This window comes from Peiella sedimenti, from assembly GCF_030504955.1.
Lineage (GTDB): Bacteria > Pseudomonadota > Alphaproteobacteria > Caulobacterales > Caulobacteraceae > Brevundimonas > Brevundimonas sedimenti.
This window is the reverse complement of sequence record NZ_JAUKTR010000003.1, coordinates 345,123-359,482: the sequence shown is the minus strand read 5'-3', so window position 1 is coordinate 359,482 and position 14,360 is coordinate 345,123. Positions and strand designations below refer to the sequence as shown.

Sequence of the window (14,360 nt, the reverse complement as noted above, 5' to 3'; positions counted from 1 at the left end):
CACTCCTTCTGGCGCTCTCCTTTAGCTCAGGATTGCGACAGCGGCTTGCACAAGCGGGGGGGAAGGTCCAACCCTAGCCCATGGAGTCCGCGCCGCTCGCCATCCTCGCCTTCACCGCCGCGGCGGCCCTGCTGACGGTGACGCCGGGCATGGACACGGCCCTGATCCTGAGAACCGCCCTGGTCGAGGGGCCGAGGCCCGCCTGGCGCGCGGCGCTGGGCATTCTGACCGGCTGCATGGTCTGGGCAGGGGCGGTGGGCCTGGGCCTGGGCGCCCTGTTGCTGGCGTCGGAGACGGCCTATCGCGTCGTGCAGGTCTGCGGGGCCGTCTATCTGGCCTGGCTGGGGCTGAAGCTGATCCTCAAGCCGCGCCGCGACTTCGCGGTGGAGGGACTGCGCCCGGCCACCGGCTTTCGACAAGGCCTTCTGACCAACCTGCTCAATCCGAAGGTGGGCGTGTTCTACATCTCGTTCCTGCCCCAGTTCATTCCTCACGGCGCGCCCGTGGCCGCCTGGGCCATCGGACTGGCGCTGATCCATGCCGTACTGGGCGCGCTCTGGTCCGGCGCCCTGATCGCCGCCACCCAACCCCTGGCGAAGGCGCTGAGACGGCCGGGCCTGATCGGCTGGCTGGACCGCGTGACCGGCGGGGTCTTCATCGCCTTTGGCCTGAAGCTGGGCCTTTCCGCCCGGTGATCCCCGAGGAGGAAGAGGGCTGGGACGAGGCCGGCGCGCGCCGGCTGGAGGTCACGCTGGCGCCCGGCGGGGCGAGCCGGCTGGACAAGGCCCTTCACGAGGCCCTGTCGGACCAGGCGCCGGAGCTGTCGCGGGCGCGCCTGCAGGCCCTGATGGCCGAGGGGGCCGTGACGCGGGACGGCCAGGCCGTCATGGCGGGGTCCGCAAGGGCGGCGCCTGGGCTCTACCTCATTGAGATTCCCGCCCCCGCGCCCGCTGAGCCGCAGGCCCAGGACATTCCGCTGACCATCCTGTTCGAGGACGCCCACCTGATCGTGCTGGACAAGCCCGCGGGCATGGCCGTGCATCCCGGGCCGGGGCGGACGGACGGCACACTCGTCAACGCCCTGCTGCATCATTGCGCGGGCAGCCTGTCCGGCGTCGGCGGGGTGGCGAGGCCCGGCATCGTGCACCGGCTGGACGCGGACACGTCTGGCGTCATGGTGGCGGCCAAGACGGATCAGGCGCACCAGGCCTTAAGCAAGCTGTTTGCAGCCCACGACATCGAGCGGGCCTACATCGCCCTGGTGCGGGGCGCGCCCCGGCCCGAGCGCGGCCGCGTCGAAACCCGCATCGGCCGCTCGCAGCACGACCGCAAGAAGATGGCCGTGCTGACCAACGGCGGCCGGGTGGCGATCACCGACTACGCGCTCGAAGGCGTCTGGGGTCCGCAGGAGCGGCCGCTGGCGGCCCGCGTGCGCTGCACCCTGCAGACCGGGCGCACGCACCAGATCCGGGTGCACATGGCCTCGCTGGGCTGTCCGGTGCTGGGCGATCCTGTCTACGGCTCTGGCGCCCCGGCGGGCGCTGTGCGCGAAGCCATGGCCGAGGCGGGGCTGGGCCGCCAAGCTCTGCACGCGACCGTGCTGGGCTTCGTCCATCCGGTCACGGGCGAGCGGCTGCGCTTCGAGTCCGCCCTGCCGGCGGATATGGCGGCGCTGCAACAGGCGCTCACCAAGAAGATCGCCTGAAGGTTGCATCTGTTCTGCAACGATTTCTGCGCTTAAGCTGTCCCCACTAGGGGGGCTCCAGCATGTGGAAGAACGCCGTACGCGCAGTGGTCGTGGCTGTCCTGGCCTTTGGGGCGGCGCCGCCCGCACTGGCGCGCACCCCCGTGCCGATCGACACCCTGACCGATGTTCCGGTCCTGACCAGCGCGACCCTGTCGCCCTCGGGCCGCTACGTCGCCTATCTGCGGCGGCAGGGGGCGGCCCACTTCCTGGCGGTGAAGGACCTGCAGACGGGGCAGGAGCGTGGCCTGATCTCGGCGCGCGCGACCCAGGTTTTCGGAGGCACCTCCATCCGCTGGATCGGCTGGAAGGACGGCGACCGCCTGCTGGCCTCGGTGCAGATGCTTGAGCTGACCCGCGACGGGCCCACGGTGCAGGACAACGTCACCGGCTATCGCGCCAGCGTAGCGACCTTCGCCATGAATCCGGACGGATCCGAGCGCGTGGAGCTGCGCGGCACCCAGTCGCGCAGTCGCTTCCCCGGCGAGGTGATCGACTTCCTGCCCAACGACCCGGACCATGTCCTGGTGGTGGTGCGCGACGCGGCGGATAACGCCGACGTGGTCCGCCTGAACATCCGCACGGGCCAGGGGACGCCGGTTCTGGACGGCGACCGCTCCGTGCTGGGCTATGTCACGGACCGCCACGGCCAGGTGATCGCCCGCTATGTGCGCGGCGCCCTGTCCAGCCGCGAGCGCTATCTGGAGGCTCGCCTGCCCGAGGGCGGCTGGCAGCGGGTCGCTGACGTCAGCTTCGATTCCATGTCGGGCGGGGCGGAGATGGAGATCATCGGACCCGCGCCGGAGAGCGGCCAGGTCTATGTCGTCGTTCCGCCGGAGCACGCCAACTCGGGGCTCGATGTGCAGGCGGTGCACATCTACGACTTCCGCACGCGCACCCTGGGCGCGCCGGTCTGGCGCCACGAGCGCTACGACGCCGCCAGCGCCGTGATCAACCCGCGCACGGGCGAGCTCGAGGCCGGCTGCTATGTGGCCGACGTGTTCCGCTGCGAGTACCTCGACCCGGCGCGCCAGGCGCTGCGCGCCGCCGTGGAAGGGGTGTTCGAGGGACGCTCAAGCGTTCGGGTGCAGGATCGGTCGGCCGACGGCCAGGCCTGGCTGCTGCACGTCTCAGGCTCGGACGACCCTGGCGGCTATTATCTGTTCGACACTCAGGCCCGCTCGATGACCGACCTGGGCCCCATCTATGCCGATCTGGTGGATGTGGGCCTGCGGCCTGCCGAGCGCGTTGACTACACGGCGGCGGACGGGACCCAGCTTCACGGCTATCTCACCCTGCCCGCGCCCCGCGCCGACGGCTCGGCCCCGCCCCTGGTCGTGCTGCCTCACGGGGGACCGGCGGTGCGGGACTCCATGGATTACAGTCCGTGGGTCCAGTTCCTGGCCACGCGGGGCTACGCGGTGTTCCAGCCCAACTTCCGCGGCTCAAAGGGCTTTGGCGCGGCCTTCGAGCACGCCGGCGACCGCCAGTGGGGGCGGCTGATGCAGTCCGACGTGGAGGATGGCGTGCAGAGCCTGATCAACGCCGGCCGCGTCGACGGCGGCCGCATGTGCATGATGGGAGCCAGCTATGGCGGCTACGTGGCCCTGTGGGCCGGCGCCTCTACGGGAGACCGCTACCGCTGCATCATCTCCATCGCCGGCGTCAGCGATCAGCGCGCCATCATGCGCTGGGAGCGGTCCACGGCGGGCGCCGAGTCGCGCCGCTACCGCTACTGGCTGCGCAACCAGGGCCACCCCGAGACGGACGCCGAATATCTGGACGAGACCTCGCCGATCCGGCGGGTGGCCGACTTCCAGGCGCCGGTGCTGATGTTCCATGGCGACCAGGACCCCATCGTGCCCTTCGAGCAGTCGCGGGACATGGATGCGGCGCTTCGCGGGGCGCGCAAGAACGTTCGGCTGATCAAGTTCGAGAACGAGGGGCACTCGGGCTGGTACACGGCCAACGAGCGGACCATGCTGCGCGAGGTCGAAGCCTTCCTGAACCAGCATCTGCCCGCGAACTGACCGCCCTATCGTTCGTCTTGAAAAAGGACGGACCTGCGCGCATATTCGCTCCAGGTCCACGGCGACGATTTTTTCGCGAAAGCTTGGCCGCGGGGTCTTTTCATGGGTGCAACCAACACCCAGCTATCCGGTTGAGGGGCCATGGGCCGGTCGCCTGAGCATAGGGGCCGCGCCGCTGAAGCGCCCGCTCGCTAGTTGAGGAAGGGGGAAGGCCAGATGGCTTCCAATTCGCTGATCGCCATGTCGCCGGAACAGGGCCTGTCCAGGTACCTGACGGAAATCCGCAAGTTCCCGATGCTCTCCAAGGACGAGGAGTACATGCTCGCCAAGCGCTGGATCGAGCATCAGGACACCGACGCCGCCCACAAGATGGTCACCAGCCACCTGCGGCTCGTGGCCAAGATCGCCATGGGCTATCGCGGCTATGGCCTGCCGATCGGGGAAGTGATCTCCGAGGGCAATGTGGGCCTGATGCAGTCGGTCAAGAAGTTCGACCCGGACAAGGGCTTCCGCCTGGCCACCTACGCCATGTGGTGGATCAGAGCCTCGATCCAGGAATACATCCTGCGCAGCTGGTCGCTGGTGAAGATGGGCACGACCGCCGCGCAGAAGAAGCTGTTCTTCAACCTGCGCAAGGCCAAGAGCGAGATCAGCGCCCTGGAAGAGGGCGACCTGCGGCCCGAGAACGTCGAGCATATCGCCACGCGCCTGGGCGTGACCAACGAAGAGGTCATCAGCATGAATCGCCGCCTGTCCGGCGGCGGCGACGCCTCGCTGAACGCGCCGCTGCGCGCGGACGGCGAAAGCGAATGGCAGGACTGGCTGGCCGACGACAACGCCGTCTCGCAGGAGACCCAGCTGGCCGAGAGCGAAGAGTTCAGCCTGCGCATGAGCCTGCTCCAGGAGGCCATGGAGGAGCTGACCGATCGCGAGAAGCACATCCTGACCGAGCGGCGGCTGACCGAGGAGCCCAAGACCCTCGAAGAGCTGGCCAGCCAGTACGGCGTCAGCCGCGAGCGCGTGCGCCAGATCGAGGTGCGCGCCTTCGAAAAGCTGCAGAAGGCGATGCGCGCCGCCGCCCGCGAGCGCAATCTCGATAGCGGCGACGGCGCGGGCGTTTAGGGGGCGGCCGGAGAGTCCAGCCGCCCTTCCTCCAGCAGGCTCAAGACCCAAGCCCTCAACCGTGGGTGATCCCAAGCGCCCGTGTAGGCGATATCGGGAGTGTATGCCTCCATGTCGCCACGGGCGCGACCGCGATAGACTTTCATGGAATGTTCCAGGCGCGCTCCGCCGGCAGGCAAGATCACGTCGCTGCGTTTCTCGATGTAGAGATTGTCGCCAGAGGTCGTCATGCCCAGGTGCGTCACACCGGGGCGAGTTAGGATACGGTCGGCAAAACCCAGGCAGGCGCTTGCGCACCGGTCGTCGCTGAGAAAGGCCACGCGCGCTGGGAAGGCCCCGGGGCCGCGAGGACGGCGCATCGTCAAGCCGCCCGATGGCCCCGTCTCGGCCGGACCCTGCCGCCAGTAGGGCCGGCCCGCTTCCAGGCTTTCGGCGATCCCCGTCTCCACGGCGGTGAGGAAGCGCACCACCTCATCCTGACCACCGGCGGACTGCATCTCCTCACGTGCCGTGCGGATGAAGGCCAGATTGTCCGAGGAGGCGCGCCAATCGACGGCGGAAGACGGGGTCACCGCATCCTCCGGCGAGGCGGGCCACAGGGCTTGGACGATGCGCGCACCCCAGGAGGTCGAGCCGCCGCCGTTGCCACGCACATCGAACACGATCAGCCGGGCCTGACGCAGCTCATCAGCCCGCGTCTCGATCTCGGCGACAAGGGCCAGCAACGCCTGCCGCTCCTGTCCGCCCGGACTGAAGGTCGGCAGGCCGATCCAGAACACGCCCGGCGCGATTTCCTCGATGCCCGTGACCGCCGGCTGGATGCCGATCGGCCCATAGAGGCGGGTGAAAGTGTCGGCGCCGTAGTCCCGCCAGCGCATCTGATAGCTTAGCGCCTGGCCGTCCGTCTCGAACTGACAGACGCGGGGCGGCGCGCGGAATGGATTGCCCGTGTCCACCAGGGTCCAGGTCACAGCCATGCGACGGTCGAAGTGTTTGCCCGCATGCCCCATCCACGACAGGGTCTCGGCCGCCATGTCCTGAGCGCTCACGCCGTCACAGCCGATAAGCCGCGCGCCCAGCGGCGGCGCATCTTCGCCCTCGCGGTCCACGACCACCGGCGCCACGTCATCACCGCCCGCCACGACCACACCGGCCCAGCGCGCATGCAGACGATTGTAGTCCGGCACAAAGACGGTGTGTGTGTCGCCCAGCGCCAGGACGAAACGGTTCAATCCAAAAGCGTAGCCCGGGTAGTCCCGAACTGGCAGGGCCTCAGCCTCAGCGTAGGCGGTGTCGAAACGCGCCGTAAATGCAGGGTTTTCGGGATCGACGGGACCGGGGTGGTTGGCTTCGATCTGCGCCCGCGCGAACGCCAGATCCCGCAGATAGGCCGCGCGCCAGTTCGTGGGTTCAGCGACCTGCGCCGACGAAAGGGCGAGCGCCATGGCGACTACGAGCATGCTGCTTTCTCCCGAGAGCAGACTAGCCAAGCTTCAAGAGAGGTCAGTTAAGGACGATCCCGGAGGCCTAAACCGCCCGCTGCTGGGGCGCGGCCGCGTCTTGCGGATAAAGCAGATCCAGAACCTTGGTCACCGGCGCGGTCAGGCTCATCTTGGTGGCCTGGGGATTGGTCAGCGCCACCTCCAGGCCGGCGACGGAAACCGCCGCGCGCGCCTCGCCGGCGCTGAGGGCCCAGGCCTTCAGCTGCTGGGCCTGCTCGCGCATGGCCCGCAGCGCCTGGTTGGGATCGCGGTCGAACTGATCCAGGGCCGCCCGCAGGATGCGGCACGGCTGCTCCACCGCCGTCAGGCGCGCCTGGGCCGCGTCGGTCATGCCCCCCGGCGTCGTGGCGGCGTCGGTCTTGCGTTTGCCCGCGCCCTTGAACTCGGCCGAGTTGAAGCGACGCCGGTCCGGACCGACATAGCCCACCGCCTCGATCCAGTTGCGGTCCTTCAGCGTGACCGCCTCGATGCGCTTCAGCAGGTCGCCCGCCGTGAAGGGCTTTCTCAGGAACTCGTGCACGCCGGAATCCCGCGCGGCCTTGATGCTGGTGGCGGTGGCCTCGGCCGTGACCATGATTACGGGCGCCTTGCGACAGGCCAGGTTCGAGCGGCGAAGCTTCTGGGTGAACATCTCGCCGCGCAGGCGGGGGCCCGCGTACTCGGTGAAGATGAGGGTCGGCTCGAAGTCGCGCGCGAGGTCCAGCGCCCGCCGTTCGTCCTGCTCGAAGACGGCCTCGCGCGTGCCCAGCCCCTTCATCAGGTCCGCGATCAGACGGCAGACCTGGGGGTTGGGATCGACCACCAGCACCCTTCGGGTGACGGGAGCGAACTTCTGCAACAGGCGTGGATCGGCGGCGAACACGGGCAAGACCTCACAGGGAGGCCGTCAGCCTAAACGCAGGCGGTAAACAGGCCCTTGAGCCTGCGGCGAAGCTTCAGCCGGCGAAGGGGTCGGTGACGAGGATGGTGTCGTCCCGCTGGGGGCTGGTGGAAACCAGGGCCGCCGGGGCCCCGACGAGCTCTTCGATGCGGCGCACATACTTCACCGCATTGGCCGGTAAGTCCTTCCAGGTGCGGGCGCCCTGGGTGCTCTCGCTCCAGCCCGGCAGGGTCTCATAGACCGGCTCCGCGCGGGCCTGATCCCCGGTCGCTGCGGGCAGGTGATCGACGACCTGATCGCCGATCCGGTATCCGGTGCAGATCTTCACCGTCTCGAAGCCGTCCAGCACGTCCAGCTTGGTCAGCGCCATGCCGGACATGCCGTTCACCGCCGCCGTCTGACGCACCAGCACGGCGTCGAACCAGCCGCAGCGGCGAGCCCGGCCGGTCACCGTGCCGAACTCATGGCCCCGCTCGCCCAGGCGCTGGCCGTCGGCGTCCTTGAGCTCCGACGGGAAGGGCCCCTCGCCCACCCGGGTCGTGTAGGCCTTGACGATGCCGAGGATGTAGCCGACCGCGCCGGGCCCCACGCCTGATCCCGCCGCCGCCTGGCCCGCCACCGTGTTGGACGAGGTGACGAAGGGATAGGTGCCGTGGTCGATGTCGAGCAGCGCGCCCTGCGCCCCCTCGAACAGGATGCGCTTGCCCTGGCGGCGCAGCTGATCCAGGTCGCGCCAGACCGGCCCGACGAAGGGCAAAATCCTCTCGGCAACCTCCATGAGATCACGGGTCAGGCGCTCGGCGTCCACGGGGGGCATGCCCAGTCCCTTGCGCAGGGCCTGGTGATGGGCCAGCAGGCGCGCCAGCCGCCCCTCAAGTTCGGACAGGTCGCGCAGGTCCGAGACCCGGATAGCCCGCCGCCCGACCTTGTCCTCATAGGCCGGACCGATGCCGCGGCCGGTGGTGCCGATGCGGGCCGAACCGGCAGCCTCCTCACGGGTCACGTCCAGGTCGCGGTGGATAGGCAGGATCAGGCAGGCGTTGTCCGCCAGGCGCAGCAGCTGGGGCGTGATCTTGAGCCCCTGCCCCTCGATGCGTTCGATTTCGCTCAGAAGGGCCCACGGATCGACCACCACGCCGTTGCCGATGATGGAGGTCTTGCCCTGCACCACGCCCGACGGCAGCAGGCTGAGCTTGTAGACCTTGTCGCCGACCACGAGCGTATGGCCGGCGTTGTGGCCGCCCTGGAAGCGCACGACCACGTCCGCCCGATCGGCCAGCCAATCGACGATCTTGCCCTTGCCCTCGTCGCCCCATTGGGCGCCGACAACCGCGACGTTGGTCAAATCAAAGCTCCGAAGGCGTAACTAGGCCGCTCAGCGGCCGAAGCGGTGCACCAGACGAATACCGACCTCGTCCAGGCCCTGGTTCTTGCCCTGGGCGAAGATCTGGCCGTTGGACAGGTGAACGTAGGACAGCTCGATCGAGGTGTTTTCAGACAGACGGGCGCCGAAGGCCAGTTCGGGTTCGAACAGCACCTTGGAGCCGAACTCGATGCGCTCGCTGCGCAGGGCGATGCGGCGGTCGCGTTCCTCGGTGGTGATGCCGGCCTCGTTCCAGTCGGGGAACTCGTCCCAGCCGTCATGATAGGCCAGGCCGAAGCCGGGGCGCAAATACCAGGTCCCGCTGTCGCCCAGCGGCACATGCCAGTTCAGGCCGACGGCTGCGTAGGAGGTGTCGCCTTCGGTGTTGGCCGAGATGAAGGCGTGCACGCGGGGTCCGCCCATCCAGTCAGGGGCGTTGTCCAGGCGCTCGGAGCGCCAGCCAAGGTGGATGTTGGCGCCGCCTTCCTTGCCGGCCGCGCCCAGGCCCAAGGTCTCGCCGACGAAGGTGACGTCGTGGGCATAGACGCCGACCCAGCCCTCGCTGGCGGCGGCGGCCCCCGCCGCACCCATGGCCAAGGCCGCCGCGGCGGCCGAAACGACTGCATGCTTCAAGGGACACCCCTCCGCTTGATCTGAACGTGCGACCCTTAGACCGATTGGCCGGTTCGCGAAAGCCGCGCTTCCAGGGCCGTATGGAAGGCCCAGTCCAGCCAGGACCCCAGCGCCTCGACGTCGGTCGTCTCCACGGTCGGCCCGCACCAGATGCGCAGACCCGCGGGCGCGGCGCGGTGGGAACCCACATCAAAGGCGGCCCCCTCGGCCTCCAGCAGGGCCGTCATTTCGCGCACGAAGGCATGCCGCTCGGCTTCGCTCAGCCCCGCCACGCGCGGCTCGGTGATCTTCAGGCAGATGGAGGTGGTCGAGCGCACCGCCGGATCATCGGGCAGATAGGCGGCCCAGCGGCTGGCCTGCACCCAGGCGCCCAGAGCCGCCGCGTTGCGGTTGGTGCGGGCGATCATCTCGCGCAGTCCCCCCGCCTGGCGGCACCAGTTCAGCGCCCAGACCCAATCCTCCAGGGTCAGGAAGGACGAGGTGTTGGTCACGATTCCCTCGAATATGGCCTCGTCCAGTCGGCCATCGGCGGTGGTCAGACGATGGGCCTTTGGAATGGGGCGCTGCCGTCCCGCCTCCAGCCGCTGGACCGCGCGGGGCGACAGGACCAGGACGCCCAGGCCCGCCTCGCCGCCCAGGGCCTTCTGGAAGGAGAAGGTGGTGGCGTCCAGCCTGTCCCAGTCCAACGGCATGGCGAAGGCGGCCGAGGTGGCGTCGCAGAAGGTCAGGCCCCCGCGTTCCTCGGGGATGAAATCCACGTTCGGCACACGCACGCCCGAGGTGGTGCCGTTCCAGGTGAAGACGATGTCCGCCTCGGGATCGACGCCGCTGACATCAGGAAAGCCGCCGAAAGCCGCGCGGCGCACCCTGGCCTTCAGGCCCAGCTGATCGGTCACGTCCTCGGCCCAGATGTTTCCGAAGGCCTCGAAGGCGATCACCTCGATCGGGCGCGGCCCCAGCAGGTTCCACAGGGCCGCCTCGAACGCGCCCGTGTCCGAGCCGGGCACGAACGCCAGGCGGTAATCCGCCGGTATTTCCAGCACTTCCCGGGTGAGCGCCAGAGCCTCGCGGAAGCGCGCATTGACCGGCTCGGCGCGGCTGGTGCGGCCGATAAGGGCGGTCGACAGGGCCTCGGGGCTCCACCCAAGCGGCTTGGCCGTGGGACCGCTGCTGAACCAGGGCCGATCGGGCCGCGCATTGGGTTTGGAGAGGCTCATGGGGCCCTTCTGCGCCTTGCCGAGCGCCGTCTCAAGATGAACCGAACCTTAAACGCGCCGTTCAGATCAGGCTCAGGCGCGGGGTGGTTATCTGCATCCCATGACGCCGCCGGATGGTCCGGCGACGCCGAACCGAAAGGACAAAGACCGATGAAAAAGGTTCTGATCCCCGTTCTGGCGGCCGCCGCTGTTGGTATGGCCGCCCCGGCCCTGGCGCAAAGCTCGGTCGGCTTCTCCATCTCGGTGGGCAATCCCGGCTACGGCTACGGCCATCGCGGCTATCATCGCGACTATGACCGCGGGTACGATCGCGACTGGGTGAACATCAACCAGCGTCAGGCCCAGCTGGACCGCCGCATCGACCAGGGCATCCGCAACGGCCAGATCACGCGCCAGGAAGCCTATCGCCTGCGCGCCGAGTTCCGCCAGATCGCCATGCTCGAGGCGCGCTATCGCCGCACGGGCCGTGGTCTGGACTACCGCGAGCGGGCGGACCTGGACTACCGCTTCGACCGTCTGGCGCAGCGCATCCGCTATGAGCGCCGCGACGGCGACCGCTACCGCGGCTACGGCCGCGGTTGGTAAGCCTGCTTACGGCTTACGACTCCTGGAAGACTGGGCGCGGACTCGACAAGGGTTCGCGCCCTTTTTCATGCGCGCAGGCGGGCCTCGATGACGGTCACCGCGCGGCCCCGCAACAGGACGCGGTCTCCCGCCAGCTCGCACTCCACCTCGCCGCCACGGCCAGGATAGGCCTGATGGCAACTGAGGGTGGTCTTGCCCAGCTTCTCAGCGAACAGGGGCGCCAGGATGCAGTGGGCCGAGCCGGTCACCGGATCTTCCGGGATGCCGAAGCCGGGCGCGAAGAAGCGGCTGACCACATCGAAATTCTGACCCTGGGCCGCCACGACCACGCTGCCGTGCTCCCAGGGGCCCCTGTCCATTCGCATGAGAGCCTCACCCCCCGGCGCGGCGGCGCGCACGGCGGTCTCGTCAGGCAGGACGGCGATCAGATAGGCGCCGGCCCACACCTCCACCGGCTCCACGCCCAGGGCCTCGGCCAGGCCCCGCGGCGGCTCGATGCGACGCGGCGGATCGGCCGGGAAGTCCATCTCGTAGCCGTCGCCCGAGCGGCGCACCCTCAACTCGCCGGACAGAGTCTGAAAGCTGAGCATGTCCGACGTCTCGCCCATCTCGGCCCATAGGGCGTGCGCCGCCGCCAGGGTGGCGTGTCCGCACAGGGGCGCCTCGCGCAGCGGCGTGAACCAGCGCAGGCCGTATCGACCGGGCTTGTCGCTCCTCAGCAGGAAGGCCGTTTCAGCCTGGTTGTTCTCCATGGCCAGGGCCTGCATCCAAGCCTCGTCCGGCCAGGCCTCGAAGGGTTCGACCACACAGGCCGGATTGCCCCGGAAGGGCTGGGAGGTGAAGGCGTCGATGGTCCACTGGCGCATGGCTGGGCAGATAGGCTAGGCCGTGGCGGCTTTCCAGCCGGAGCCGCCATGACGCCCGACATTCGCACCGATCTTACCGAGGACGATCTGCGCACGGCATGGCGCTGGATCAGCGAGGAGAGCTACTGGGCCAAGGGCATCCCGTGGCCGACGTTCGAGCGGGCGGCGAGGAATTCGCTCTGCTTCGGCGCTTATGTGGAAGACCAGCTGGCCGGCTTCGCCCGGGTGGTCACCGACCGGGCCACCTTCGGCTGGCTGTGCGACGTGTGGGTGGATGAGGCGCATCGCGGCCAGGGCCTGTCCAGGACGATGATGACGGCCATCAAGGCGCACCCGGATCTGCAGGGTTTCCGCCGCTTCCACCTGGCCACGGCGGACGCCCACGGGCTCTATCGCCGGTTCGGCTTCACCGACCTCACGGGGCCGGACCGCTGGATGGAGATCGTCGATCGGGACGTTTACGCGCGGGACCAGGCGCGCTCCACCACCTGACACTCAGGCCAACGCGCCTTTGCCGAGGCCGTGACCCGCTCCCAGCCCTTGGCCAGGGGGCGGTTGGGGTTTGGGCGCAGGACCATGCCGAACACATCGTCCAGGCCGAAGGGCGCCGCGATGGTCAGGCGGTCATCCGGCTCCAGCCGGATCCCCACGGAGAAGGCGGGGCAGACGAAGCGCTCCAACGCCTCGCCGGTTGAGGCGAGCGGCGAGTAGGGCTCGCCGAACCTGTCTTCAAACCAAAGGTGGACGCGGGCCTGATTGCGCAGCTCGACCTGGAACTTGAGCGGCTCGTCGAAGGCGTCGGCTACACGCTTGATCCAGACGTCCTCGGCGTCCCAGGACGTGTCAGGGTCGAAATAGCCGACGTCGTAATCCTTGAGCCCGTAATCCGGATCGCGGCCGGTCACGGCGTTCCAGACCGTCTGATAGACACCGCCGGAGAACAGCAGCCACTGGGGCGGCCCCACCTCACGGACGCCCCGCAGCACGCGCATCAGGGTCGGGCTGGCGCGGACGATCTGGTCGAGGCGACCTTCCAGGTCGCTCATCGGCGCATCGGCCAGGCATGGTCGAGCGGGCCGTGCCCCTTGCCGAGGCCCGGTGCGCGGCGGATCGCCTCGGCCACATAGGCCCAGGCGCGGGCGACCGCCGCCTCAAGCGTCAGGCCCTGGGCCAGTCCGGCCGCGCAGGCGCTGGCCAGGGTGCAGCCGGTGCCGTGGGTGCTGCGGGTGTCGATGCGGGCGCCTTCCAGCACGGTCTCACCCTGGGGCGTCAGCAGGAGGTCGACCACCGTCGGCCCCGGCACGTGCCCGCCCTTCATCAGCACGGCCCCGGCGCCCATGCGCAGCAGGGCCTCGCCCGCGCGGCGCTGGCCGTCCAGATCGCCGACCCCATGGCCGGTGAGCGCCTCGGCCTCGGGCGCGTTGGGCGTCAGCAGAGCCGCGCGCGGGACCATCAGGCGGCGCACCGCCTCGACGGCGCGATCCTTGAGCAGCGGAGCCCCGCCCTTGGCGACCATGACCGGATCCACCACGGCGGGCGCGCCGCCGGCCTCATCAATCAGGGCCGCCGCCGCCTCGACCACCTCCACCGAGCCCAGCATGCCGGTCTTGATGGCGTCGGCGCCGATGTCGGCCAGCACCACCCGCCCCTGGGCCAGGATGGTCTCCACCGGGATCGGGTGCACGCCATGAACGCCCAGCGTGTCCTGCACCGTGATTGCCGTCACCGCCGTGGCCGCATAGCCGCCCAGGGCAGTCACCGTCTTGATGTCGGCCTGAATGCCGGCGCCGCCGCCCGAGTCCGAGCCGGCAATGATGAGGACGCGTCCGAGGTGGGGCGACATGGGATCTCCAGCCAGAGGGGCCGCCTTGATACGGCGGGAGGCTGCGAACCGCCACCACGCGCGTATAAGTAAGCAGCCGTTCTGAGGAGCTCGCCATGAACGATGCGCCCGTCGCCAGCGCCGGAATGCTGATCCGCAAACCCGTGGACGAGGTCTTTGAGGCCTTCGTCGATCCCACGATCACCACGCGTTTCTGGTTCTCCAGGGGCTCCGGCCGGCTGGCGCCGGGCGCGGTCGTGCGCTGGGACTGGGAGATGTACGGCGCGGGCTCGGATGTGCGGGTCAAGGCCTTGGAGCCCGACCGGCGCATCCTGATCGACTGGGATCTGGACGCCCCAACCGAGGTCGAATGGCGGTTCGAGGCACGCGGCAAGCACACCTGGGTGACGGTGACCAACCGCGGCTTTCACGGCGAAGACCCGGTCGCCGAGGCGCTGGACTCCGCCGGCGGCTTCGCCCTCGTCCTGGCCGGGGCCAAGATCTGGCTGGAGCACGGGATCGCGCCGGGCTTCGTGGAGGATCGCCACCCGGACCATCTGAAGGCCGAATGGACGGACCGGTAGGGTTGGACCTGG

Annotated in this window: 15 protein-coding genes; 7 read left to right on the top strand and 8 right to left on the bottom strand. The window is 69.2% G+C overall.

All coding sequences use genetic code 11. From position 1 onward, the window contains the following. The first annotated feature begins 80 nt into the window (after window positions 1-80). The 4 genes from Q0812_RS09180 (at window position 81) to rpoH (ending at window position 4,896) form a co-directional block, all read left to right on the top strand. Window positions 81-695 (top strand): LysE family translocator, encoded by a 615-nt coding sequence (locus Q0812_RS09180; protein WP_302110026.1) that lies wholly within the window; start codon window positions 81-83, stop codon window positions 693-695. Beyond that, window positions 692-1,705, top strand: coding sequence for an RluA family pseudouridine synthase (locus Q0812_RS09175; RefSeq protein WP_425281559.1), 1,014 nt, complete (start codon window positions 692-694; stop codon window positions 1,703-1,705). Before Q0812_RS09180 ends, Q0812_RS09175 begins: the two co-directional genes overlap by 4 nt. A 62-nt stretch (window positions 1,706-1,767) precedes the next feature. Beyond that, the gene (locus Q0812_RS09170) at window positions 1,768-3,774 is read left to right on the top strand and encodes an alpha/beta hydrolase family protein (protein WP_302110025.1); all 2,007 of its coding nucleotides are present in this window, start codon (window positions 1,768-1,770) and stop codon (window positions 3,772-3,774) included. A gap of 216 nt (window positions 3,775-3,990) precedes the next feature. Next, on the top strand, window positions 3,991-4,896 hold the full coding sequence (gene rpoH / locus Q0812_RS09165; RefSeq protein WP_302110024.1) for an RNA polymerase sigma factor RpoH: 906 nt from the start codon (window positions 3,991-3,993) through the stop codon (window positions 4,894-4,896). On the opposite strand, the gene Q0812_RS09160 is transcribed toward rpoH, so the two are convergent. The 5 genes from Q0812_RS09160 to Q0812_RS09140 all read right to left on the bottom strand — a co-directional run bounded on the left by Q0812_RS09160 (window position 4,893) and on the right by Q0812_RS09140 (window position 10,491). After that, a complete protein-coding gene (locus Q0812_RS09160; protein WP_302110023.1) occupies window positions 4,893-6,356 on the bottom strand; it encodes a S41 family peptidase in 1,464 nt (487 codons plus the stop codon). The genes rpoH and Q0812_RS09160 overlap by 4 nt on opposite strands. Window positions 6,357-6,423: 67 nt before the next feature. Beyond that, entirely contained in the window at window positions 6,424-7,260 is an 837-nt protein-coding gene (locus tag Q0812_RS09155) for a response regulator (protein WP_302110022.1), read from the bottom strand. Between the two features lie 73 nt (window positions 7,261-7,333). Next, window positions 7,334-8,623 carry an adenylosuccinate synthase gene (locus tag Q0812_RS09150; protein WP_302110021.1) on the bottom strand — a complete coding sequence of 430 codons (1,290 nt, stop codon included), beginning with the start codon at window positions 8,621-8,623 and terminating at the stop codon, window positions 7,334-7,336. A gap of 30 nt (window positions 8,624-8,653) precedes the next feature. Next, entirely contained in the window at window positions 8,654-9,274 is a 621-nt protein-coding gene (locus tag Q0812_RS09145) for an acyloxyacyl hydrolase (protein ID WP_302110020.1), read from the bottom strand. 35 nt (window positions 9,275-9,309) lie between these two features. Beyond that, window positions 9,310-10,491, bottom strand: coding sequence for a phosphoserine transaminase (locus Q0812_RS09140; RefSeq protein WP_302110019.1), 1,182 nt, complete (start codon window positions 10,489-10,491; stop codon window positions 9,310-9,312). Window positions 10,492-10,641: 150 nt separating this feature from the next. Between Q0812_RS09140 and Q0812_RS09135 the strand changes: the two genes are divergently transcribed. Next, complete coding sequence (locus tag Q0812_RS09135) at window positions 10,642-11,076, top strand: hypothetical protein (protein ID WP_302110018.1); 435 nt, start codon at window positions 10,642-10,644, stop codon at window positions 11,074-11,076. Between the two features lie 65 nt (window positions 11,077-11,141). Here Q0812_RS09135 and Q0812_RS09130 read toward each other — a convergent pair whose 3' ends face one another. Continuing rightward, window positions 11,142-11,942 (bottom strand): PhzF family phenazine biosynthesis protein, encoded by an 801-nt coding sequence (locus Q0812_RS09130; RefSeq protein WP_302110017.1) that lies wholly within the window; start codon window positions 11,940-11,942, stop codon window positions 11,142-11,144. Between the two features lie 48 nt (window positions 11,943-11,990). Between Q0812_RS09130 and Q0812_RS09125 the strand changes: the two genes are divergently transcribed. After that, complete coding sequence (locus Q0812_RS09125; RefSeq protein ID WP_302110016.1) at window positions 11,991-12,434, top strand: GNAT family N-acetyltransferase; 444 nt, start codon at window positions 11,991-11,993, stop codon at window positions 12,432-12,434. On the opposite strand, the gene Q0812_RS09120 is transcribed toward Q0812_RS09125, so the two are convergent. Further along, complete coding sequence (locus Q0812_RS09120) at window positions 12,401-12,988, bottom strand: nucleotidyltransferase family protein (RefSeq protein ID WP_302110015.1); 588 nt, start codon at window positions 12,986-12,988, stop codon at window positions 12,401-12,403. The two genes, Q0812_RS09125 and Q0812_RS09120, sit on opposite strands and share 34 nt — an antisense overlap. Beyond that, window positions 12,985-13,785 carry a bifunctional hydroxymethylpyrimidine kinase/phosphomethylpyrimidine kinase gene (gene thiD, locus Q0812_RS09115; RefSeq protein WP_302110014.1) on the bottom strand — a complete coding sequence of 267 codons (801 nt, stop codon included), beginning with the start codon at window positions 13,783-13,785 and terminating at the stop codon, window positions 12,985-12,987. Before thiD ends, Q0812_RS09120 begins: the two co-directional genes overlap by 4 nt. Window positions 13,786-13,880: 95 nt before the next feature. Here thiD and Q0812_RS09110 point away from each other — a divergent pair, with 95 nt between their 5' ends. After that, a complete protein-coding gene (locus tag Q0812_RS09110; RefSeq protein ID WP_302110013.1) occupies window positions 13,881-14,348 on the top strand; it encodes an SRPBCC family protein in 468 nt (155 codons plus the stop codon). Window positions 14,349-14,360 lie beyond the last annotated feature (12 nt).

Excerpts from the sequence above, each read along its gene's own strand:
- Q0812_RS09140 (WP_302110019.1), bottom strand. The coding sequence starts at position 10,491 with ATGAGCCTCTCCAAACCCAATGCGCGGCCCGATCGGCCCTGGTTCAGC.
- Q0812_RS09160 (WP_302110023.1), bottom strand. The coding sequence starts at position 6,356 with ATGCTCGTAGTCGCCATGGCGCTCGCCCTTTCGTCGGCGCAGGTCGCT.
- rpoH (WP_302110024.1), top strand. The coding sequence starts at position 3,991 with ATGGCTTCCAATTCGCTGATCGCCATGTCGCCGGAACAGGGCCTGTCC.
- Q0812_RS09120 (WP_302110015.1), bottom strand. The coding sequence starts at position 12,988 with ATGAGCGACCTGGAAGGTCGCCTCGACCAGATCGTCCGCGCCAGCCCG.
- Q0812_RS09170 (WP_302110025.1), top strand. The coding sequence starts at position 1,768 with ATGTGGAAGAACGCCGTACGCGCAGTGGTCGTGGCTGTCCTGGCCTTT.
- Q0812_RS09135 (WP_302110018.1), top strand. The coding sequence starts at position 10,642 with ATGAAAAAGGTTCTGATCCCCGTTCTGGCGGCCGCCGCTGTTGGTATG.
- Q0812_RS09110 (WP_302110013.1), top strand. The coding sequence starts at position 13,881 with ATGAACGATGCGCCCGTCGCCAGCGCCGGAATGCTGATCCGCAAACCC.
- Q0812_RS09125 (WP_302110016.1), top strand. The coding sequence starts at position 11,991 with ATGACGCCCGACATTCGCACCGATCTTACCGAGGACGATCTGCGCACG.
- Q0812_RS09130 (WP_302110017.1), bottom strand. The coding sequence starts at position 11,942 with ATGCGCCAGTGGACCATCGACGCCTTCACCTCCCAGCCCTTCCGGGGC.
- thiD (WP_302110014.1), bottom strand. The coding sequence starts at position 13,785 with ATGTCGCCCCACCTCGGACGCGTCCTCATCATTGCCGGCTCGGACTCG.
- Q0812_RS09180 (WP_302110026.1), top strand. The coding sequence starts at position 81 with ATGGAGTCCGCGCCGCTCGCCATCCTCGCCTTCACCGCCGCGGCGGCC.